A 20,655-nucleotide genomic window follows, 5' to 3' on the forward strand; every position below is an offset into this window, starting at 1 on the left:
TCGGTGCCTGCGGCTACCGACCTTGCGGTGGCTGAGTGTTGTTCCCGCATGTCAAGAGGCGGACACCGAGACGATTCGTGTCGGAAGGACGGATGAGGGCGTACACGTTGCGGACACATCGCCCTGGTAGGTTCTCCTGACGGTGCCCCTCATTGGGGCGCCGGAGCTTCGCCCAGTGTCGAGCGTGCGCCCTTGCCACGAAACCGTCGCGGACTGCAAACCAACTCCGCCTCTCGATTGTGAACGAGACTACGAACATGCCCGAAGAGAAAACCATCAGACCCCGCGAGGCCTCTGCATCAACAGCACTGGATTCCGTGGTCCTGGAGTTTTTCGGGGTTTCGGTCACACCCCGCACCACCCTCGACGTGGCACGCCACCTCGAGGGGGCACTCGATCGGCGCGGGTCATCGATCCTAGCCGCGCATAACCTGCACAGCGTTTACCTCTTTCATACGAATTCTCGATTTCGAGCTTTCTACGAAGTAGCGGATCTCGTGCTTATCGACGGCCGCCCACTGCTTACTTACTTGAACAAGGTTCGTCGGCGTCGCAAAGAGGTTGCTTTATCCTCCGCATACCGCATTGGATCCACCGACTGGATCGACGACGCGATCAGCCTGGTGGGAATTCGCCGGATATGTGTGCTGGGAGCTTCGGAATCGGCCAATGCTGACTTTCTGAACCGCTATGAAGGTGCGGGTTGCAAGAAGTTTCTGGGAATCCCCGCAGACCCGTGGGAACCGGATAAGGCAAAGCAGACGGTCGAGCAAGTTCGGCAGTTCCAACCGGACATCACCCTCGTCGCTCTCGGAATGCCCTTGCAGGAATCAGTCGCACTTCTGCTGCGTGAAGCCAACGTCGGAGGGGTGATCGCGACGGTAGGCGGAGCGATCGACCAATTATCCGGTCATCAAGTCCACGCCCCCAGGTGGCTCGGAAAGATCGGCCTCGAGTGGACCTGGCGTCTCGCGTCTCATCCGCGGAGATTGGCACACCGTTATCTCGTGGAGCCGTTCATCCTCCTTTCCATCCTGCGCAAGAAGACGAGCACCCGATGAGGGCCACCGCAATCATCCCCACGATCGGTCGACCCGAGCTCCGTCGAGCGGTCGAGTCGGTGACTCAGCAAAGCGTCCAGGTCGATGTGCTTGTGACCCTTGACCGGCCAGAAAAAGGGGCGGAAGTGAGAGCGATGCTCCACGATTATCCCCACCGCCTCGTGCTCACGTCCGGCAACATTGGTGGCGGTGCCGCGCGAAATCTAGGCGTCGCGCGCTCTGCGACTGAAGTCGTTGCGTTCCTCGATGATGACGACGTGTGGGCACCGACCAAGACGGAGGCGCAACTCGAGCAGCTGACGGCCAAACCCGACAGCGTTATCGCGACTAGGGCATGGCTTCAATCCGAGGCGTCGGCCCGGCTGGTTCCCGAGCGCCCCTTCGACAACTCGGCCTCTATCGTTGATTATCTTCTCGACCGCTCGACGATGCGGCTTCGCCGCAACTTCATACAAAGCTCATCGCTGATGATGACGAGATCAACGGCCATCAAAGTGCCCTGGCGCGCGGACCTTTCCCGACATCAGGATTGGACGCTACTGATCGACCTGGCGAGGGCGGGCCACGAGATCGTTACAATGCGGGATCCACTCGTCTATGTTCACCAGGGATCGAACGGCTCTATCTCTCGGTCCACGAATTGGAGCGCGAGTGAGGAGTGGCTTGATCACCTCGAAGTCCCGATCTCACGACGTTCGGCAGGCGATTTCCTATGCTCTGTGGCTGTTCGTTCGGCACTGGCCGCGGGTGACCTGAAGAACGCTACTCGGTTGCTGCGCCGAGGGCTTCGTTATGGACCTCATCCCGCCGCCGTGCTCGTTGGGCTTTCGTCGATTCCGGCGCTCGTATCCCGACGCCGTTCTATCCGGAGCGCGGGGAAAGCGTCAAGCTCCGTATGACTCTTGGACTGGCTATGAACATGATCTTCGTCAACCCCGCTGGCCAACGCGATAACCTCGGGGACTCGGTCCTGCGGCGAGCGTATCTTGATGCTTTGCGTGCGCGCGGCGAGCTCCACGTCCTCGTTGGCAGAGACGCAGACTACGCGTCCGGACTCGGATTGCAACCTGCCGATGTCACGTACACCTCTAGGCTCCGATGGCTGATCCGCGCTTGCTCGTTCGCGATTCGAGGGCGCTTGACCTTTGCGGCGAACGCAGGCGAGTTCGTAGGAACGCGAGCTGAGCAGATAAAGGCGTCTTGGCAGATTGGGATCGCTACGCTCGCGCGTATAACGGGCGGCGAGGTCATCGTCGCCGGCGTGAGCGTGCGTCCAGGAAGTTCCCTGTCCAAGACGCCCCTAGGCCAGCTTGCTCGCGTTGCGAGTGTACTGACTTGGCGCGACCGAGCCAGTCGCGAGACGTGCGGCAGAGGGATCGTTCAGCCGGATTGGGCATTCGGAATCACTTCGAATGAGCGCGCCGACAACCGGAACCGACTCTTGGTTTCAGTGCGCGCGGACCGTGAACCGCTCTCCCACGAGTTCATCAGCTCGCTCAGGCGTTACGCTACCGATCACTCACTTGAGGTCTGCGCTGTGGTCCAGGTAAGGCATGATTCCGCGCGTGCCGCTCAGTTGGCTGATCAACTAGGCGGAAAACTCTTCGATTGGCCAGCCCACCGGACCCACGCAGAACACGAGCGGGCGCTGCGGAGCCTGTACCAATCATCTCGGGTTGTTCTCAGCGACAGGATTCACGTTCTGATCATCGCGCTCACGGAGGGCTGCGTCCCGATCGGAATCGACACGGGGCGTCCGGCAAAGCTACGCAATACATTCGACCACGTGTTTCAACTGGAAATCGTCGACGGTCAGTCGCCCCTGTCCGCCCTGAGCGTGAACGCGGTGCTGACGCGAGAAGCGGAATACGCGAAGGCTGTCACTATCGCCGCGTCAGACCTCGACGAAGTCGCCGCGATCATTGCCCGACCGACCGGACCTATCCCACCTGATTCGAGCACTGAAACCTGATGGCCACCCCGCCCCCATTCAGCTCTATCGTCCCCATACGCCAGGTATCTAGACCGGGCGTTCCTTCGATTCATCGCTTCTATGACACGTCGCCAATTAGTCCGTCGGGCAGCTTCGTTGCTCTCACCGAGTTTGACTACGAGGACAGGCTGCCTGAGCCCGGTGACAGCGCCTCGGTCATCGTCATCTCGCTTGAATCCGGCGACGAGGTATATCGAACACGAACCGCCGCATGGGATACCCAACTCGGCGCACAAGTTCAATGGGGGGCCTCGGACAGTCAGTTGTTCTTCAATCGCATCGATCCGGGCGAGTGGAAACCTCGAGCTTCAGTCGTGGATCCGTCCTCTGGCCGGGAGAGCGAGCTCGCGGGGCCTGCGTACATGGCCTCTCCCGACGGGAAGACGCTTCTTTCGCCGGACCTCAAGCGCATATGGCTCGTTCAACCCGGATATGGGGTAGTGGTGCCCGCGAGCGAACGCTCAGCACCTCAAGGCGCTCAGGAAGATGACGGCTTGTTCGCAACCGACGTGGCAACGGGGCGTTCGCGTCTGGCGATTTCGTTCGCCGAGATCTACGAGAAGCTCGGCGAGTCATTCGCCAAGATCGACGTGAGGCGCGGCGGGTTCTTCGGGTTTCATGTGAAATGGTCACCAGACGGACGACGCATCATGTTCATCGCCCGCTGGCAGGAGCATCTCGCACGACGAGGGCACAGCAAGAACTGGCTGCTCACCATGGACGCAAACTTTGAGAACCTGCGGGTCGCCTTAACTCCTGAGCGGTGGGCGGGCGGGCACCACCCCAATTGGTGTCCAGACAGTGAACACATCGTGATGAACTTGGCGTTTCCCAACAGAAGGCTCGCATCCCCTCGCGTCTCACACCTGCTAGATCGCGTCGCACGTCGCACGCATCTGCCGGTATATCGAGCGGCGTACACGTTGCGCCTCGCTCGCTTCCGATTCGATGGCACGAATATCGCACCGGTGGCGACTGCCAACAAAGGTTCTGGACATCCCACATGGCACGAGCCAACCGGATCGGTTCTGACGGACGCCTACCCCTGGGAGGACGTCTCCAATGGTGACGGGACCTCGCCTATCAGATTCATTAGCGCACAGACAGGTGAAGCGAAGACCCTGATGGACGTCCCAACAACACCTCAATACATGGGACCGAGGCGAGAGTGGCGGGTCGACCCCCATCCCGCTTGGAACCGCGAGTGTGATCAGTTCGCATTCAACGGGCTGGCGCACGGCGTTCGCGGTGTATTTATCGCCGATATGCGTCCACTGTTGGAGAAGGGCATTGCTACCAGCGGCGGTGCTTGCAAGTGAGGGGAGGAAGCCGCGCGCTTGTACTTGGACAAGCGATCGGCCAGATCTCCCTCCTACTTGCGATTCCCGCGCTCACGCGACTCCTACCTGTCGCCGAGATGGGCGTCTATCAAGCGGCTTTCTCTATCGCGACTATCCTTCAGCCGCTGGCGACCTTGCGTCGCGAACTCTTGATCCCTTTTTGTAGCGACGCGGACGTCCGGCGACACCGGCGGGTCGGTATGTGGACCGCTAGCGGTTTCGCTCTGCTCATTGCGATCGTCGGCGTCCTCTTCGTATGTCTTGAGATGAGGATTGCGGGCGAGACGATGATTGCCGCGTCCATAATCTTGTGCTCTTTCGCCCTCATTTACATTGAAAACGCAGTCCTCATTAGGCGGCAGCAGCAGGGGAGGCTAGCAATCCGGAACCTCGGAGGCGGCCTCGGTGCAGCCGTGTTGCAGATCCTCTTCGCTTTCGTTTGGCCCACCGCCATCGCTGTCGCCGTGGCGTTGCTCGTCGGAAGGGTTGTGGCGACAGCTGTCACGCTGACAAGCGAGGCGGTGGATGGGGGACCCGCCGGTGCAGGCGAACGCCAGTCGCAACGAGGCCTCAGCGCGATCCTCTCAGCCATGATTGCAAGTGCATCCAGCCAGGCTCTTGTCGTTGTTTCGGCGACGACCCTCGGCCCTGTGGCGTCGGCGCAGATCGCCGTCGGGCAGCGCATCGCTGGTGCGCCGGCGAGCTTGGTCGGACAAGCGTTCACTCAAGTGATGCTTGGGGCCGCGTCACCACTCATCCGCTACGGAGAAACAGGTTTGGAGCGACTACTCCGTCGACAGACCGTCCGGGTTGCGATCCTTTCGGCCGGTGCCGCAGTTGTGTTGATGACGCTCGGGCCGCTGCTGGCGGTTCCTGTACTGGGCGAAGATTACCGCGCCGCAGGCGACCTGACGGCCATCTTCGCCGTACCGCTCAGCCTCACTCTTGTAGCCCTGCCTGCCACTTCGCTCATGATCCCCCTTGGCCGCGAGCGGCAACTGTTCGCTATCCAGTTATGCCGCCTCGGAGCTATTGTCACGGCGATCCTGATTTCGTCGATAATCTGGAGCGACACGGTTGTCGTAAGCATCGTCACCTCCGCCGTGTGGACTGCGGCCTATGTACCGCTGCTCTACGCCGCGTTCGTTGCGGCCCGAACACATGACCGCCGCGCCCTGGAAAATGGGTAGCGAGAAAAGCAAGGCACGCACGAAAATGATCGACGACCCTAATCCCCCCCGCGCAGCACTCGACTCTCCACGAACTGTCCGCGCCCACATGGGGGACGCGAATCGGGGCGGCCACCTCGTCTTACGGCACCTTCGCGTCCTGTACTACCACCTGTACATAGCGTGCCTGCTGGGAGCCAACACAGTCCTACTCTTGCCGAACGGGGCGGCATCCGGCAGCAGCACGCCCTTCATCGTGAGTTGGTTGGCGCTTCAGGCCTTGGGCCTGATGACATTCGCTCTTAGGTTCAGCGCAAATTACCGCAACGCCATGATCACGATGGCGTTTTGCGCATACCTCGTGGCGTCGATCGTTTGGTCCGTCAACCCCGATTCCTCAATGACTTATGTGCCGATGATCGTCGGCAACGTGATCGCCGCGTACTTGATATCTACGGACCTCGGTTTTGATCAGATATTGCGGTTGTGTGTTCGTGTGATCATTTTCATGGCTGCGCTGAGCCTGGCATTATATGTGGCCGGCGCGAGTCAAGTTATTTACTTCGACGCGCATGATCGAATCAACTTTCTCGGCACAATCCCGATGCGGGGCTTGTTTCCCCACAAGATCCTCGCAGGGCTTTATATGGCGCTCGGGCTGATCATCGCCCTGGGTGCTTACCGAAAGCGCGCATTAGCGTTCATCATCCCGTTGCTGTGCGCGGGGATCTTACTCACTGGGTCGGCCAGCGCCCTCGTTGTCCTCTTCGCGGGCCTCACGATCTATTGGATCACCTCTATGGCACGCAGGCAGGACATATCGCCAGCATCGTTCATTCGTCGCATCATCCTCGCGTCGCTCGTCGCGATCGCTGGCCTGATCGCCCTCTGGAATCCGATCCTCGAAGCACTCGGACGAGACGGAACGCTGACTGGCCGGACCGTCCTTTGGGAATGGGGCATTCGCGCGTTCCTCGAACGCCCGATCTTCGGTTGGGGCTTCAACGCCTACCTGACAAGCGAGCATGCGAATGCGATCTACTGGGCTGTTCCCTCTTTCAGGAACTGGGAGATTCCCCACTTTCATCAGTCCTTCATTCAGACCGGGGTCGACCTCGGCGCACTTGGCCTCCTAGCGCTCTTGCTTGTGCTGGTGAGCGTTTTCCGTCGAAGCCTGATCGCTGCGCTGCGTGAATCCAACCGCATGGCCCTGCCAGGTTTCGTCGCGCTGTGCATGCTCATCCTCGCCGGTATGGGTATGTTCCTCTTCATCAACTACAACCACTTCGGCACCTTCTTCATCTTGGCGGCCTTCTTCGCTTACCGGGCTCATTGGCCCAGACCGTTGCCCAACAACTTCGGACGGATAGAACGCATTCGGCCGAGCGAAGTCAATCTCCGCGAGCGTCAGTGAAGGGATCATCCCGTCTCGCCTTTCGCTCCATGGGAACCACTGGCTGAGGATCTGCTCCCGCTCGGAAATAAATTCGGCTCACACGGATGAGGGAGTTACACATCGCGGCGGTCACTCCCCTCTGTCTTGATGTGCGGTGTAGGGCGGTCGCAAAGCGCGCCATGGACGCCGCCCTCGGACTGGTGAGCGAGGGCCGAAGCGGCATGCAGCAGCTCCCCTCCCCTGTGGCAGACTGAACCGCAAAGACCGGGCGCTCAGCGAGGCGTAGGCACGAAAGGCAGTATGGAACTCCGCGATTACATCCGCGTTCTTCGAAAGAATTGGCTGGCCATCGTCGTCCTCACCCTGGTGGGGCTGGGCGCGGCGGCCGGGTATTCGCTCACACGGACTCCAATGTACGAATCCTCGAGCACGGTCTTCGTCTCCACACAGACAGCTGGCACAGCTGCAGAACTGCAACAGGGATCGACCTTCACGCAGGCCCGCATCAACACCTACGTCGGAGTTGCCACTACCCCGATTGTCCTCAATCCTGTCATCGCGGAGCTCGATCTAGGCGTAACCGCTACGGAACTAGCCCGCAGCATCACGGTCGTCGCACCACTCAGCTCGACCCTCATCGATCTAACGGTCGAGCATTCCGATCCCGTGCAGGCCGCGGCGATCTCAAACGCGATAGCGGCGAGCCTCGCCACCGCCGTCCCACAGATCGAGCCTGAATCCGCAGATGGGACGAGCCCGGTCCGCCTCACTAGGGTTAAGGACGCACAACCAGCGCTGGCGCCGGCAAGCCCGAACGTCCCGCTCAACCTCGCCCTCGGCGTGCTGGTCGGCCTGGCCATCGGCATCGGCATCGCGGTCCTTCGCACCGTGCTCGACAACCGCGTCCGCACTCCGCGCGATGCAGAGCAGATCACCTCTGCACCATCGCTCGGCGCCATCGCGTACGACGCGAAGGCGAAGGAACGGCCGCTCATCGTGCACGCCGATCCGCTCAGTCCGCGCGCCGAGTCGTTCCGCGCGCTGCGGACCAACCTGCAGTTCCTCGACATGGGCGGGCGCGCCAGCTTCGTCATCACCAGCTCCATTCCCAGTGAGGGCAAGTCGAGCACGACCATCAACCTCGCGATCGCCCTGGCGGACGCGGGCAAGAAGGTCGCTCTGATCGACTGCGACCTCCGCAAGCCGAAGGTCGCCGAGTATCTCGGCATCGAGGGTGGCGTCGGGCTCACCGACGTCCTCATCGGCCGCGTACGCGTCGGCGACGTCATGCTTCCCTGGGGCGGCCGCAGCCTCTTCGTCCTCCCTGCCGGCAAGATCCCGCCGAACCCGAGCGAGCTGCTCGGGTCGAAGCAGATGAAGACCCTGCTCGAAGTGCTCGAACGCGACTTCGACGTCGTGCTCTGCGATGCTCCACCCCTCCTTCCCGTCACCGACGCCGCCGTGCTCGGCCGCGCGACGAGCGGTGCGATCCTCATCGCCTCGGCGGGCAAGGTCACGCGCCACCAGCTCGAGGGCGCCGTCGAGGCGCTGCACACGGTCGGCGCGAAGCTCGCGGGCTTCGTCATGTCGATGGTCCCGACGCGGGGCCCGGACTCGTACTACAACGCGTACGGCTACGGCTACGGCGGATACGGCTACGTGCAGGAGCAGCCGAAGGCCGCTCGGGGCCGCAAGCGGAAGGCTCCGCTGGCGACCGTTCCCGCCGCGCCGGCCGGCCTCGACGAGCTCGGTTTCGACTCGCGTCGGGATGCACGCAGCGCGGCCGACCCCTCCAACTGACTCGTGACGCCTCGTCCCGTGGGCCGTGGCGGCCTGCCGTCCGTCGTCATCGGCGCGCTCGTCGTCGTCCTCGTGGTGGTCGTCGCCGTTCTCGTCGCGCTCGCGATCGATCGTGGACGGGGAATGCCGCCCACCGCCGGCAGATCACCGGTGCCGTCGTTCTCCTCCGGCGAGTCGGACACCCCGACGCCCACCGCGGCGCCTGCGCCCGCGATCGAGGCGCCGGGCAGCGGCGAGCGATTCCTCGCGGCCGGCGACGGCGTCGTGTGGCGCGCAACGGCCGGCGAATGCAGATCCGCAGCACCCGTCGTCGAGCGGTCCGACGATGCCGGCGACACCTGGGAGGACGTCACCCCGTCCTACCGTGACATCGCGCAGGTGCGCGACCTCACCTCCTTCGCCGAGACCGAAGCCGACCTGGTCGCCGACGTGGGCGACGAGTGCGAGACGCAAGCGCTCCGCACGTTCACGCAGGGCACGTTCTGGTCGCCCTACGATGACCTGCTCGCCGGCTCCACCTACCTCATCGACAGAACGGTCGTCGACGACGGCGAGCAATTCGATGCCCCGTGCGACGAGCCGTGGGGTTTGCGCGCCGCACGCGACATCACCGTCGTCATCTGCGACGGCACGGCACACCAGTATCGGGACGGCACGTGGGAAGACCTGGCGAGCGGCGTCGCTGCCGTCAGTGTGAGTGATGGGGAGATCTTCGCGGCGATCGTCGACGAGGGATGCGACGGCCTTCAGGTCGCGCGTCTCGACGATGACGCCGAGCCCCTCGAGTGCCTGTCGGAGGCCGAGCCCACAGCGCCGACCGCACTCGACGTCACGGCCGATGCGGTCTGGGTCTGGAACGGCGACGAGATCGCGTCGATCGAACGCTGAGGCTCAGTTCCGCTCGAGCAGCGTCGCGACGCGTGCGCGCAGCTCTCGCGGCGTGAACGGCTTCACGAAGTAGTCGTCGACACCGGCGGCCTTGGCACGTGACACATCCTGCGGCGACGAACGTGCCGTGACCATCATGATCCGCGTCGACGCGAACTCCGGGTCCGACCGCAGCGCGGTGCAGACCTCGATACCCGTCTTGATCGGCATCATCCAGTCGAGGATCACCATGTCGGGATGGTGGGCGTACGCGGCCTCGAGACCGGCTCCCCCGTCCGGAGCGACATCGACGTCGTGGCCGACGGCGGCGAGAACCTGTCGCAGCAACGAAGCGACATCCGCGTCGTCTTCCACCACCAGTACGTGTGCCACGAGCCCTACCTTGCTGATCATCCGACCGCGATGGCGGCGTGCACTCACGATACACTCGCGCATCGTCCGCGACGGTACGGTTTATCCGTGACCACGCGCGAGACGGATGCCGATTCCGGTACTTCGTCACGCGGGCGGCCCCTGTGGTTCTGGATCGCGACGCCCGTCGTCATCATGGCGCTCGGCGTCTTCGGCACCCTGTTGCAGGCCCCCGGGCTCGAGATCGCCGCATGGTGGCCCGCCACCGGCGTTTCGCTGTGGTTCATCCTGCGCGCCCGGTCGGAGCATCGGCCCTGGGTACTGGTGCTCACCTTCGTCGCGACGGCGGCGGCGAACGCGGTCGGCGGTCGGAGCGTGCTGCTGTGCCTCACCTACGGCGCGCTGAACACCCTCGAGATCGCCGTCGTCCTCTCGATCCTCCGCGCGTGGCGCGCACCGTTCCGACTCGACTCGGTGGCGCGGGCGTTCCATCTGGTCGTCGCAGTGCTCTTCGGCGCGATGGTGACCGGCGTGACCATCAGCCTGACCGGCGTGATCGTGCTCGGCACGCCGTTCTTCGGCCCGGCGGTCGTGGCCTTCGCCTCGCACGCGTCGGCGATGACCCTCATCGCGCCTTTCGCGGTTCTGCCGCCGCACCGAGCCGAGCGCGTCGCCCTGCCCGAGCTCATCCTGCAAACCGTCAGCACGGCGATGACGATCCTGCTCGCGTTCGGGCCCGGAGCGAACACGCCCCTCGCCTTCCTGGTCTTCGCCGCGCTCGCCTGGGGGGCGCTTCGCTTTCCGATCGAGATCGCCCTCACCGAGTCGCTGGTCGTCGCGGTCGCCGTGCTGGGACTGATCCTCGCAACCGAGGGCCGCAGCGGCGGCACGGGATTCGACGCGATCGAGACGGCCATCGTCCTCGTCACCTTCATGGGCGCCGTCGGGATCTTCACGGTGCTCGTCGTCGCCTCACGCTACGAGGGTCGGGTCGATGCGAGCCTCGCCGTGCAGGCCGCCCAGGACCGTGCCAACGCAGAACGTGAGCGAGCCGCCACCCTCAGCATGCAACTCGACCTGGAGCGTCAGCGCGAGGACTTCGTCACGGCGACGAGCCACGAGCTCCGCACCCCGGCGACGAACATCCTCGGCTACAGCGAACTGCTCGTGGGTGCAGACCTGCCCGACGACGAAGCGGACTGGGCGCGCGCCGTCCACCGCAGCGCCACCCGCTTGAAGTCGCTGCTCGACGACCTGCATCATTCCGTGGCGACGACCGACGCACCCGCTCAGGCGCTGTCGGTCGACGATCTGATCGCGGAGGTGCGGTCGACGCACCTGCCGGATGCCGACTCAGCGGGCACCACCATCGCGACGCCGCCGCCCACCCAGCTCGTCGCGGACGCGAACTCGGCCGATGCTCGGCGAGCCCTCGGCAGCCTGGTGTCGAACGCGGTCAAGTTCAGCGCTCGAGGGACCGTCACCATTTCGGCATCGCGCCAGGGCGACTGCATCGTGATCTCCGTCGACGACGACGGACCGGGGATGACGGCCGAGACCCTCGCCAACGCCTTCGAGCGCTTCTACCGCGGCGCCGAGGCTGAGGCCAGATCTTCCGCCGGGATGGGGCTCGGCCTCGCGAACGCCCGCGAGCTCGCTCAGCGCAACCGCGGCGACGTACGTCTCGAGTCCGCGCCCGGACGCGGGGTGCGGGCCTCGCTGATCCTCCCTGCAGCGCATCGAGAGGATGCTGTCGCACCCTGACCTGTGGCCTCAGCGCTCCCCACCGGCTGATATCTTTCACGGGGGCATCACACATCTGGGCACATACGGGACGGAGGCGCGGCGATCGATCTGCATCCGCTGACGGACGCACGCGATGAAGCTGCACCTGAGCCCGAGAACCCGCTGCACCACTGGCGCCGGGAGTACGCGCGCCGGCTGTGGGTCAGCGACCTGCTGGTCCTGGTGTGGGTCGTCTTCGGCACCCAGATCGCCTGGTTCGGCCTGGGCGCCGCCGAGCTCGCCATCGCGCGCGGCGCGGTCCAAGGCGACATCTCCTACTGGACGTTCTCGACGGTGCTGATCGTCGTCTGGATGGTCACGCTCACTCTCGCCGACACCCGGAGCTCGCGGATCACCGGCGCCGGCAACGTGGAGTACGTCCGCATCGCGCGATCGAGCGTGACCCTGTTCGGCCTGATCGCGATCGTCGCGTTCCTCACACAGATCGAGGTCGCTCGCGGCTTCCTCCTCATCAGCCTGCCGCTGGGCGTGCTCGTCCTGCTGTTCGAGCGCTGGCTGTGGCGACAGTGGCTCATCGCGCAGCGCCGCCGCGGCGCGTACTCTGCACGCGTCCTCCTCGTCGGCTCACGAAGGTCGGTCGTCGACATCGCCACCGAGCTGCTGCGCACCCCGAGCGCCGGCTACCACGTCGTCGGCGCCTGCGTTCCGAGCGGCGCGATGGCCGACACGATCGACGGCACCGACATCCCGGTCATGGGATCGATCGCTGCCGTGCCGACGGCGATGGCCGCATCCGGCGCCGACACCGTCGTCATCACGAGCACAGATGAGCTTCCCGCCGACAAGGTCAAAGAGATCTCCTGGGGGCTCGAGGCCGGGCGTCAGCACCTCGTGCTCGCACCGGGCATCGCCGACGTCGCCGGCCCCCGCATCACCACCCGCCCGGTGGCCGGCCTTCCCCTCATCCACGTCGAGACCCCGCGCTTCACCGGTGGCCAACGGGTCCTCAAGCGCGTCATGGACGTGGGGACCGCGTCGGTCGGCGTCGTGGTGATCAGCCCTCTGCTCATCGCACTGGCGCTGTGGATCCGCTTCTCCAGCCCGGGCCCCGTCCTCTTCCGGCAGACGCGCGTCGGCTACCAGGGCGAGGAGTTCACGATGTTGAAGTTCCGCTCGATGGTCGTCGACGCCGAGGAGCTGCTCGCCGACCTCGCCGGCGGCGAGCGCGATGCCGGCAACGCGGTGCTCTTCAAGATGAAGAACGACCCGCGGGTCACGCCGGTCGGTCGCATCATGCGCAAGTTCAGCCTCGATGAGCTGCCCCAGCTGTTCAACGTCATCGGCGGCTCGATGTCGCTGGTCGGGCCCCGACCGCCGCTGCCCAGCGAGGTCGAGCAGTACGCGGACCACGTTCACCGGCGCTTCCTCGTCAAGCCCGGGATCACCGGCCTCTGGCAGGTCAGCGGGCGCTCCTCGCTGTCGTGGGAGGAGTCCGTGCGGCTCGACCTCTCGTACGTCGAGAACTGGAGCCTCGCCAACGACTTCGTCATCCTCGTCAAGACCGCCCGCGCGGCACTCGCGCCGGGAGACACTGCGTTCTGACGTCCGTCATCACGGGCTGGCTATGCTTGCCGCGGGGGTGGGCTGGAGTATGAAGACGTACGAGAGCCGCTGGGCTGACAGTCAGCTCATCGGCACGCGTGTGCGATCGGTGTGGCAGTGGCAGCTGATCTTCACGTTCAGCGTCGTCGCGATCGGCCTCGTCGTCGCAGTCCTCGACGTCGATCTCCTCACCCACGGGGCGTTCCTGCTGGGGATCATCCTCATCGTCGCCGCCTCGACGGCATCCCTCGTCATCCCGTGGGCCCGGTACTCGAAGCGCACCGCGCTCGTCATGCCGTACCTCGACATCATCGCCATCGGCCTGCTCTCGATCGCGGATGCGAACCTCGGCTACCTGTGGGTGTTCCCCATCGCCTGGGTCGCCACCTACTACGCCATGCGCGAGCTCATCGTCGCGCTCACCCTGACGGCCCTCGTGAGCCTGGCCGACCGATGGAACGAGGGGCTGACCGTCGCGGTCGCGCTCGAACTGCTCATCGTCATCCTCGCCCTCGCCTTCCTCGGCATCACGATGATCATCGGCGCGCGCCGCTCCAAGGCGTTCCGCCACCTCACCCACCGCCAGGCCGATCGGCTCGACCTCACGCTGCAGCGCGTGCAGTCCGCGGAACAGCGTGTGAACGCCCTGTTCGACTCGATCACCGTCGCCCTCGCCCGGGTGAATCCGTCCGGCGAGCTCGTCGCCGCCAACGCGTCCTACCGCGCGGTGTACGACCTCGACCCCACTGACTTCCGCTTCGCCACCGGCGGCGCCGTCGAATACGACGACTACCGCGGCACCGCGCTGCCCGCGTCACACACCTCGATCGCACGGGCGGCGCGCGGCGACTCCGTCGACCGGGAGCGGCTGTGGCTGTTCGACCGCAGCGGCACATGGCGGTCGTTCGGGCTCACGATCCGGCCCGCCGAGCCCAATTCGCTCGGGGAGCCGACGGCGCTCATCGAACTGGAGGACCTCACCGCCATCGCCGAGGCGCAGCGCGAGCAGCCGACGGCCGCCCGCGTGGTCTCTCATGAGCTGCGGAACCCGCTCACCGCGATCCTCGGCCATGCCGACCTGCTGCTCGAGAGCGACGGTCTCTCCCCCGCTCAGCGCGAGCACCTCGCGGTGATCGAATCGGCGAGCGAGCGGATGCTGACCCTCATCCAGGGCCTGCTTGCGCCGGCATCCGAGGCCGACACCGCCGGCACGGTCTTCGACATGGCCGCGCTCGTCCACGCCTCGGTCGAGGCGTTCACTCCGGCCGCCTCGGCGGCGGAGGTCACCATCCTCTGCATCGCCGGACATCCGCTTCCGGTCGAAGGCGACGCCTTCCGGCTGCGCCAGGTCGTGGACAACGTGCTGAGCAACGCCGTCAAGTACACCGACCGGGGCTCGGTCCGGGTGTCCGCCGACCGCGTCGATGACGTCATCGAGGTCGTCGTCGCCGACGACGGCATGGGGATGTCGCCCGAAGACCTCGAGCGGATCTTCACGCCCTACTTCCGCGCGCAGAGCGTGCAAGAGGGCGGCATCGCGGGAACCGGCCTCGGCATGGGGATCACCCGAGACATCGTCGACAGCCACGGCGGTACGCTCACCATCGACAGCACCCTCGGCAACGGGACGACCGTGACCATCGCGCTCCCTGTCGCGCACACCCCCGAAGGAGGAGCGGAGTGATCAGCGTCGACGTCACCATCGTGCTCGTCGCCCTCGCGACCACGACGACCATCATCATCATCGGCCTGGGCTTCCTGCCCTTCCCGGCACGAGCCGCCGCCATCTGGTCGGCGGCGTTCGCCACCGCGATGGTCAGCTCCTATGTGCTCGTCGCGGCCAACGAGATCGGTTCGCCGCAGCTGCGCGCGGCCTCGGTCGCTCCGATCCTCGCTGCGGTCGGGCTGCTGTGGGTCGGCCTTCGCGCGCGTCGCGGCGTGGAGCCGATCCTCATCCTTCCGACGGTGCTGCTCTTCTGCGCCTTCGAGGTGGCGCTCATCCTTGCCGCCGAGACGGAGTGGTACGGCCTCTTGTACCGTGGCGCCTTCGCTGCCGGCGGCATTTACGCCGGCCTCTCGGCCAAGGTCCTCTTCGGCGAACGAAAGCCGCTTCGCGACCTGGGCTTTCCGCTTCTCGTCGCGAACCTCGGTCTCGCCGTCGTCTCGGCGCTGCTCACATTGGACGGGCTCGTCCGGGTCTTCCAGGGCGAATGGCGCCAGAACGAGCAGGACATGACCGACGTGCTCTCCCTCAGCGCGCTCGTCGCCAGCATCTACCTCGTCTGCGCGATCGTCTCGCTGCTCGCGATCGTCCGCGGCGGCGACGTGCAGAGCAAGACCCGCGAGACCGCCGACTTCCACCTCGTGGCACAGGAGCGCCTCGACCGCGCGAAGGCGGCCGGCGACCGCTGGTGGTCCGTCGTCGACGTGCGGCTCGATGACCCCGACGAGCTGCTCGAAGCCTCGAGCGGGCGGGCATTCGATCGCGTCACGGCCAGGTTCGCCGACGACATCCGCTCGATCATGCCGCCCGAGGCCGACATCCACGCGCTCTCCCGGACGCAGTACGTCGTGCTGCTCCCCCGGCCCGACACGGCCGTCCGTGTCCTGCTGTCACGTCTGCTCGAACGGATCGCCACGGTCACCGACACTCAGGCGGTCCCGGTGCGCCTGTCCGCGAGCATCGGCGTCGCGACGGCGACGATCGCCGACTACCGACTCGACCGGCTGTGCGCGGCGGCCGCGGATGCCGCCGCCCACGCACAGCTCGAGGGCGGCGACCGCTGGGAGCGCGCGGTCTTCGCCGGCTGAGCGGGCGGCCCTCACCGCGCCCCGTAGGATCGACGCGATGCATGAGCCGTTCCTGACACCGCCTCTCCGCACCGCCGGACGCATTCTCGCCTGGGTGCTCGGCGCGCTGCTGATCGTGCTGATCGTCGCCACGGCGTGGATCGGCATCCGCGGCGCACTCGCGTACGGCCACCTCCGCGCCGCACAGGACGGTGCCGCCGACATCGCCGGCCGCCTCGACGACCTCGGCGCGGCCGCCGGCGCGATCGACGACCTGGCTGCGGACACCTCTGCCGCGCGCGACCTCACGTCCGACCCGATCTGGGCCGCCGCCGAGGGTGCGCCGTGGGTCGGTCCGCAGCTCAGCGCCGTCGCCGACGTGGCGGAGGCGATCGATCGCACCGTGACGGATGCCGCGGCTCCCATCGCCGCCGTCGCCGGCGACTTCGGTACCGAGGCGTTCCGCCCCGTCGACGGCCGGATCGACACCGCCGTGTTCACCGAGCTCGAGGCGCCGGCATGGCAGGCGGCCGAGGCTGCGGCATCCGCTCGAGACGACATCGAGGCGATCGACCGCCGTCCGCTGTTCGGCGTCGTCGCCGACGCGGTCGACCAGGTCGACGGGCTGCTGCAGCAGGCGGCGACCGCCACCGACGCGCTGGCCCGCGCCAGCAGTCTGCTGCCGTCGATGCTGGGCGCCGACGGCGCCCGCGACCACCTGCTGATCGTGCAGAACAACGCGGAGTGGCGGACCCAGGGCGGCATCGTCGGCGCGGCATCGTTGATCCGCACCGACGACGGGCGCATCGAGCTGTCGGGTCAGCTCGCCTCCGGCGACTTCGAACGCACCGACGAGCCGGTCGTCGACATCGGCGAGTACGAGACCATCTACCAGGAGAAGCCTGGCCGGTTCATTCAGAACATCACGCAGGTGCCCGACTTCGCCCTCACCGGCCGCCTCGGCCAGGAGTTCGCGACGCAGCAGGGCGCCGACGTCGGCAGTGTGCTCTCGCTCGACCCGGTCGCCCTTGCCTACCTCCTCGAGGCGACAGGCCCGGTGCGGCTGCCGACGGGCGACGAGCTCACCAGCGAGAACGCCGTCCCGCTCCTGTTGAACGAGGTCTACCTGCGCTACGAGGAGCCGGCCGTGCAGGACGCGTTCTTCGCCGCGGCGGCGGCAGCGGTGTTCGAGGCGATGACCGCCGGTGAGGTCGATCCGGCCACCCTGGTCAGTGCGCTCGGCCGCGCCGGCAGTGAACGCCGCCTGCTGCTGTGGAGCGCCGACGACGCCGAGCAGGAGCTGCTCGCCCAGACGACGCTGGCCGGCGCGCTGCCGGCCACCGACGACGGCACCGCGCGGCTCGGGGTGTACTTCAACGACGGCACGGGTTCGAAGATGGACTACTACCTCACCCCCGAGGTCGCGCTCGCCTGGAGCGGCTGCGCCCCCGGGATCACGCGGCGCACGCTGACGCTGGACGTGACGCTGACGAACGACGCACCCGCGGATGCCGCCACGAGCCTCCCCCGGTACATAACCGGCGGCGGCGAGTACGGCGTGCCGGCAGGCACCGCGCGGACCGTCGGCGAGGTGTACCTGCCCGCCGGCTTCGAGGTCATCACGTCCACGACGACGGGCGGGCAGAGCTTCGGCGGCGGCATGATCGACGGCCGCCAGGTGCTCACCTACACTCTCGACCTCGAGCCCGGCGAAAGCGAGACCGTCACGATCGCGGTGCGCGCCGACACCGCGATCACGGAGGCCGAGGCGTGGGTCACCCCGACCGCCGACGCCGATCTCGCGACGTCTGTTTCGGCGTCGTGCACGAAGGGGTAGACACCGCCAGGTACACTTCTCGGGACCCTTCGGCCGAAAGCAGTTCCATGCGTCGTCTCACCCGACTCGCCGTGCCCGCAGCCCTCGCCACCGCGATGGTGTTCGCTGCGCCGGCAGCTGCTTCGGCAGGCTCCTCGACCATCTACCCGCCGGTGGACGCCTGCCAGTCGGATGCCGCCGACGCCGGTCCCGGCGACACGATCACGTTCTCGTGCGACGCGACGACGTTCGGCGCGAACGAGCGCGTGACGATCACCGTCACGGGTGAGAACGGCGCCGGCGCGACCTTCGGCATGGTGCGGAGCGCCATCACGACGGCGAGCACGGTCCGCGAGTCCGACGCCGAGGGCGCGCTCGCCCCGGTGGACATCACCCTCCCCCCGGATGCCCGCGGGGTCTACAACATCGCCGCCGTCTCGGCCACGTCTGCCGGCGGCACGGCGAGCGCCGTGATCGACACCTCCGCCGAGGGCGGCATGCTCCCCATCAGCGGCTTCGACAGCAACCAGCTGATGGGCCTGTGGATCGGCGGCGGCGCACTGCTGCTCGCCGGTGGCGTCATCATCGGCGCGGCGGCCCTGCGCCGTCACCGCGACAACACCGACGGCTGAGCCTCCCGGCACGCGACCGACGGCGCCCGCCGGCCCGGCGACCGCGACGGGATAGCGCGCGGCAGCCGCGACGGTTGGCGCCCGCACGCGGCAACCGCGACGGAGATTTTCGCCGTCGGGTGGTGCAGCCGGCCGTTGCCGCCGTGCGGCGACAATTTCTCCGTCCCCCGTGCCGGCGCCGCCCGCCGACACGGCCACGCGACCGGCGGCATCCGTCCGGTCAGGCGGCGCCGCTCTGCCGGCGAGCGACCGGCCTCGCCGTCACCAGGATCGGCAGGTGGTCGCTGGCGCCCTGCGGAAGCGTCGTGACCTGGCCGATGTCGAAGCCGCTCGAGGTCGCGAAGTCGTAGTGCCCGCGGAACACCCGGTAGCGCGTGTACGTCCGCGCGTCGCTCATCGCGAGCTCGTATCCGCTCTCGCGCATGACCTGGCCGAGGTTCTCCTTGAACACCGGGTAGTTGAAGTCCCCCACCATGAGGATCGGGTCGCCCTGCCCCAGCGTGGCGAGCTCGTTCAACGCGGCTTTGATCTGGTGCCGGCGCAGCGAGTTCAGCGCCGTCAGCGGCGCCGCGTGGAAGGACGCCACGATGAACGTCGTCCCGTTGTCGATGTCCTGCAGCCGCAGCCCGAGCATCCGCTCGTCGGCGGGCTTGAGGACCCGATCGTGCAGAGACTTCTTCAGCGAGAAGCTCCGGCTCTCGCCGGCACGGAACCCGTTCTCGCGGTAATAGATCGCCAGCCCCAGGCGGTTCCCCTGGGTGGCATGGGCCAGTCGCAGGTCGCCGATGCGGTCGGGCATGTCGGTCGTGTCCACCTCTTGCAGGCAGAGCACATCGACGTCGTGTCGGTGCACCAACTCGACGAGCTCTCCCGCCGCAGCATGCTTGCGGAGGTTGTACGAGACGACAGTGATCATCACGCATCAGCCTATGACGAGAGCGCCGGAGGAGGACCGGAACCAGCCGGAAAGCGCGCCCACAGGAATGGCGATACGGGCGCTGTGTAGCATGGGACGACTTGCTTCATGTCCTGGGGGGCCCCGCTCGATGAGTGATCCGATGTCGTTGCACAAGACAGCGGTGATCGTCGAAGACGACCCCGACATCCGTCACCTCATCGTCGAGGTGCTCGAAGCCGCGGGATTCTCGACCGTTTCCGTCGGCAACGGCGTCGACGGCGTCCGCGCCGTGCTGTCGTACCAGCCGCTCATCACGACGCTCGACGTCAACATGCCGGGCATCGACGGCTTCGAAGCGGCCCGCCGCATCCGCGCGCAGAGCGACACCTACATCATCATGATCACCGGCCTCGAGGAGGAGGCCGACGTCGTGCTGGGACTCGGCGCCGGCGCCGACGAGTACGTGGTCAAGCCGTTCCGCCCGCGGGAGCTTCGCGCGCGCGTGGAGTCGCTGCTGCGCCGGCCCCGTAGCGGCACCGTCTCGCAGGGTGCAGCCCCGCGGCAGGATGCCGCCGGCTCCCCGTCGGGCATGGGCGACTCGATGGGTGCAGGGATCGACGAGCGCATCATGACGCCGGCCTATCCTGCGCCGGCGCTGCCCGGCCTTCCCGCCCAGGGCCAGCCGACGCCGGGGCTGGCGGATCAGTCCGGACAGCCGGCCACGGACTCGGCCGTCGGCACGGACCCCACCCCGTCGGGACAGACGCCGCCTGTCGGCGCTCCCGGCTGGGTCGTGCACCGCGACCTCGCCGTCAACGTCGAGTACCGGACGGCTCTCATCGACGGCCGCGAGCTCACGCTGACGCGCACCGAGTTCGACCTGCTCGCGACCCTCATCGAGTCGAAGCGCCGCGTCCGCAGCAAGGCCGACCTCACCCTCGTCCTGCGAGGCGAGTCGTACGTCACGAGCTACTTCGTCGGCGAGTCCGACAAGCGGGCCATCGAGGCGCACATGACGAACCTCCGCCGCAAGCTCGGCGACAACGCGAACCAGCCGCGCTACATCGAGACCGTCCGCGGCGTCGGCTACCGCATGACCGCTGAGGTCGCCGCAACGGCCTGACCCGCGCACCCGTTCACGGGGGTGGGGCGCTTCCTGACCGCTGCACCGGC

The 20,655-nt window shown here is 66.5% G+C and carries 17 protein-coding genes; 15 read left to right on the plus strand and 2 right to left on the minus strand.

Features of this window, described 5'->3' with window-relative positions; genetic code table 11:
- The first annotated feature begins 257 nt into the window (after positions 1 to 257).
- The 8 genes from AB3M83_RS12735 to AB3M83_RS12770 all read left to right on the plus strand — a co-directional run bounded on the left by AB3M83_RS12735 (position 258) and on the right by AB3M83_RS12770 (position 9,647).
- The gene (locus AB3M83_RS12735; RefSeq protein WP_412948721.1) at positions 258 to 1,061 is read left to right on the plus strand and encodes a WecB/TagA/CpsF family glycosyltransferase; all 804 of its coding nucleotides are present in this window, start codon (positions 258 to 260) and stop codon (positions 1,059 to 1,061) included.
- A complete protein-coding gene (locus tag AB3M83_RS12740) occupies positions 1,058 to 1,960 on the plus strand; it encodes a glycosyltransferase family 2 protein (RefSeq protein ID WP_412948724.1) in 903 nt (300 codons plus the stop codon). The genes AB3M83_RS12735 and AB3M83_RS12740 overlap by 4 nt, the downstream gene beginning before the upstream one ends.
- 14 nt (positions 1,961 to 1,974) lie before the next feature.
- Positions 1,975 to 3,033, plus strand: coding sequence for a polysaccharide pyruvyl transferase family protein (locus AB3M83_RS12745; RefSeq protein ID WP_412948726.1), 1,059 nt, complete (start codon positions 1,975 to 1,977; stop codon positions 3,031 to 3,033).
- Positions 3,033 to 4,373 carry a TolB-like translocation protein gene (locus AB3M83_RS12750; protein WP_412948729.1) on the plus strand — a complete coding sequence of 447 codons (1,341 nt, stop codon included), beginning with the start codon at positions 3,033 to 3,035 and terminating at the stop codon, positions 4,371 to 4,373. The genes AB3M83_RS12745 and AB3M83_RS12750 overlap by 1 nt, the downstream gene beginning before the upstream one ends.
- A 434-nt stretch (positions 4,374 to 4,807) precedes the next feature.
- The gene (locus AB3M83_RS12755) at positions 4,808 to 5,584 is read left to right on the plus strand and encodes a polysaccharide biosynthesis protein (RefSeq protein ID WP_412948732.1); all 777 of its coding nucleotides are present in this window, start codon (positions 4,808 to 4,810) and stop codon (positions 5,582 to 5,584) included.
- Positions 5,585 to 5,777: 193 nt separating this feature from the next.
- The gene (locus tag AB3M83_RS12760) at positions 5,778 to 6,977 is read left to right on the plus strand and encodes an O-antigen ligase family protein (RefSeq protein WP_412948734.1); all 1,200 of its coding nucleotides are present in this window, start codon (positions 5,778 to 5,780) and stop codon (positions 6,975 to 6,977) included.
- 282 nt (positions 6,978 to 7,259) lie between these two features.
- Positions 7,260 to 8,759: a tyrosine-protein kinase domain-containing protein gene (locus AB3M83_RS12765; protein WP_412948737.1), complete on the plus strand. Its 1,500-nt coding sequence runs from the start codon at positions 7,260 to 7,262 to the stop codon at positions 8,757 to 8,759.
- 3 nt (positions 8,760 to 8,762) lie between these two features.
- Positions 8,763 to 9,647, plus strand: coding sequence for a hypothetical protein (locus tag AB3M83_RS12770; RefSeq protein ID WP_412948740.1), 885 nt, complete (start codon positions 8,763 to 8,765; stop codon positions 9,645 to 9,647).
- A 3-nt stretch (positions 9,648 to 9,650) separates the two neighbouring features.
- On the opposite strand, the gene AB3M83_RS12775 is transcribed toward AB3M83_RS12770, so the two are convergent.
- Positions 9,651 to 10,019: a response regulator transcription factor gene (locus AB3M83_RS12775; protein ID WP_412948742.1), complete on the minus strand. Its 369-nt coding sequence runs from the start codon at positions 10,017 to 10,019 to the stop codon at positions 9,651 to 9,653.
- Between the two features lie 87 nt (positions 10,020 to 10,106).
- Here AB3M83_RS12775 and AB3M83_RS12780 point away from each other — a divergent pair, with 87 nt between their 5' ends.
- From AB3M83_RS12780 to AB3M83_RS12805, 6 genes are all read left to right on the plus strand, one after another.
- A complete protein-coding gene (locus AB3M83_RS12780) occupies positions 10,107 to 11,762 on the plus strand; it encodes an ATP-binding protein (protein ID WP_412948744.1) in 1,656 nt (551 codons plus the stop codon).
- A gap of 84 nt (positions 11,763 to 11,846) precedes the next feature.
- Complete coding sequence (locus AB3M83_RS12785; RefSeq protein WP_412948785.1) at positions 11,847 to 13,346, plus strand: sugar transferase; 1,500 nt, start codon at positions 11,847 to 11,849, stop codon at positions 13,344 to 13,346.
- 49 nt (positions 13,347 to 13,395) lie between these two features.
- Entirely contained in the window at positions 13,396 to 15,030 is a 1,635-nt protein-coding gene (locus tag AB3M83_RS12790) for a sensor histidine kinase (protein WP_412948747.1), read from the plus strand.
- A complete protein-coding gene (locus tag AB3M83_RS12795) occupies positions 15,027 to 16,157 on the plus strand; it encodes a nucleotidyl cyclase domain-containing protein (protein ID WP_412948749.1) in 1,131 nt (376 codons plus the stop codon). The genes AB3M83_RS12790 and AB3M83_RS12795 overlap by 4 nt, the downstream gene beginning before the upstream one ends.
- A gap of 37 nt (positions 16,158 to 16,194) precedes the next feature.
- Positions 16,195 to 17,973: a DUF4012 domain-containing protein gene (locus AB3M83_RS12800; RefSeq protein ID WP_412948751.1), complete on the plus strand. Its 1,779-nt coding sequence runs from the start codon at positions 16,195 to 16,197 to the stop codon at positions 17,971 to 17,973.
- Between the two features lie 47 nt (positions 17,974 to 18,020).
- Positions 18,021 to 18,584 carry a cell wall protein gene (locus tag AB3M83_RS12805; RefSeq protein ID WP_412948754.1) on the plus strand — a complete coding sequence of 188 codons (564 nt, stop codon included), beginning with the start codon at positions 18,021 to 18,023 and terminating at the stop codon, positions 18,582 to 18,584.
- Positions 18,585 to 18,804: 220 nt separating this feature from the next.
- Here AB3M83_RS12805 and AB3M83_RS12810 read toward each other — a convergent pair whose 3' ends face one another.
- Positions 18,805 to 19,500, minus strand: a complete 696-nt coding sequence (locus tag AB3M83_RS12810) for an endonuclease/exonuclease/phosphatase family protein (protein ID WP_412948757.1) — start codon at positions 19,498 to 19,500, stop codon at positions 18,805 to 18,807.
- Between the two features lie 142 nt (positions 19,501 to 19,642).
- Here AB3M83_RS12810 and AB3M83_RS12815 point away from each other — a divergent pair, with 142 nt between their 5' ends.
- A complete protein-coding gene (locus tag AB3M83_RS12815; protein WP_412948759.1) occupies positions 19,643 to 20,605 on the plus strand; it encodes a response regulator transcription factor in 963 nt (320 codons plus the stop codon).
- Positions 20,606 to 20,655 lie beyond the last annotated feature (50 nt).

The sequence above is a fragment of the Microbacterium pasadenense genome, assembly GCF_047246565.1.
GTDB lineage: Bacteria > Actinomycetota > Actinomycetes > Actinomycetales > Microbacteriaceae > Microbacterium.

Bases quoted from the DNA above. Each gene is read 5' to 3' on its own strand.
- AB3M83_RS12815 (WP_412948759.1), top strand. From the start codon at position 19,643: ATGTCGTTGCACAAGACAGCGGTGATCGTCGAAGACGACCCCGACATC.
- AB3M83_RS12740 (WP_412948724.1), top strand. From the start codon at position 1,058: ATGAGGGCCACCGCAATCATCCCCACGATCGGTCGACCCGAGCTCCGT.
- AB3M83_RS12750 (WP_412948729.1), top strand. From the start codon at position 3,033: ATGGCCACCCCGCCCCCATTCAGCTCTATCGTCCCCATACGCCAGGTA.
- AB3M83_RS12765 (WP_412948737.1), top strand. From the start codon at position 7,260: ATGGAACTCCGCGATTACATCCGCGTTCTTCGAAAGAATTGGCTGGCC.
- AB3M83_RS12805 (WP_412948754.1), top strand. From the start codon at position 18,021: ATGCGTCGTCTCACCCGACTCGCCGTGCCCGCAGCCCTCGCCACCGCG.
- AB3M83_RS12810 (WP_412948757.1), bottom strand. From the start codon at position 19,500: ATGATCACTGTCGTCTCGTACAACCTCCGCAAGCATGCTGCGGCGGGA.
- AB3M83_RS12735 (WP_412948721.1), top strand. From the start codon at position 258: ATGCCCGAAGAGAAAACCATCAGACCCCGCGAGGCCTCTGCATCAACA.
- AB3M83_RS12745 (WP_412948726.1), top strand. From the start codon at position 1,975: ATGAACATGATCTTCGTCAACCCCGCTGGCCAACGCGATAACCTCGGG.
- AB3M83_RS12800 (WP_412948751.1), top strand. From the start codon at position 16,195: ATGCATGAGCCGTTCCTGACACCGCCTCTCCGCACCGCCGGACGCATT.
- AB3M83_RS12790 (WP_412948747.1), top strand. From the start codon at position 13,396: ATGAAGACGTACGAGAGCCGCTGGGCTGACAGTCAGCTCATCGGCACG.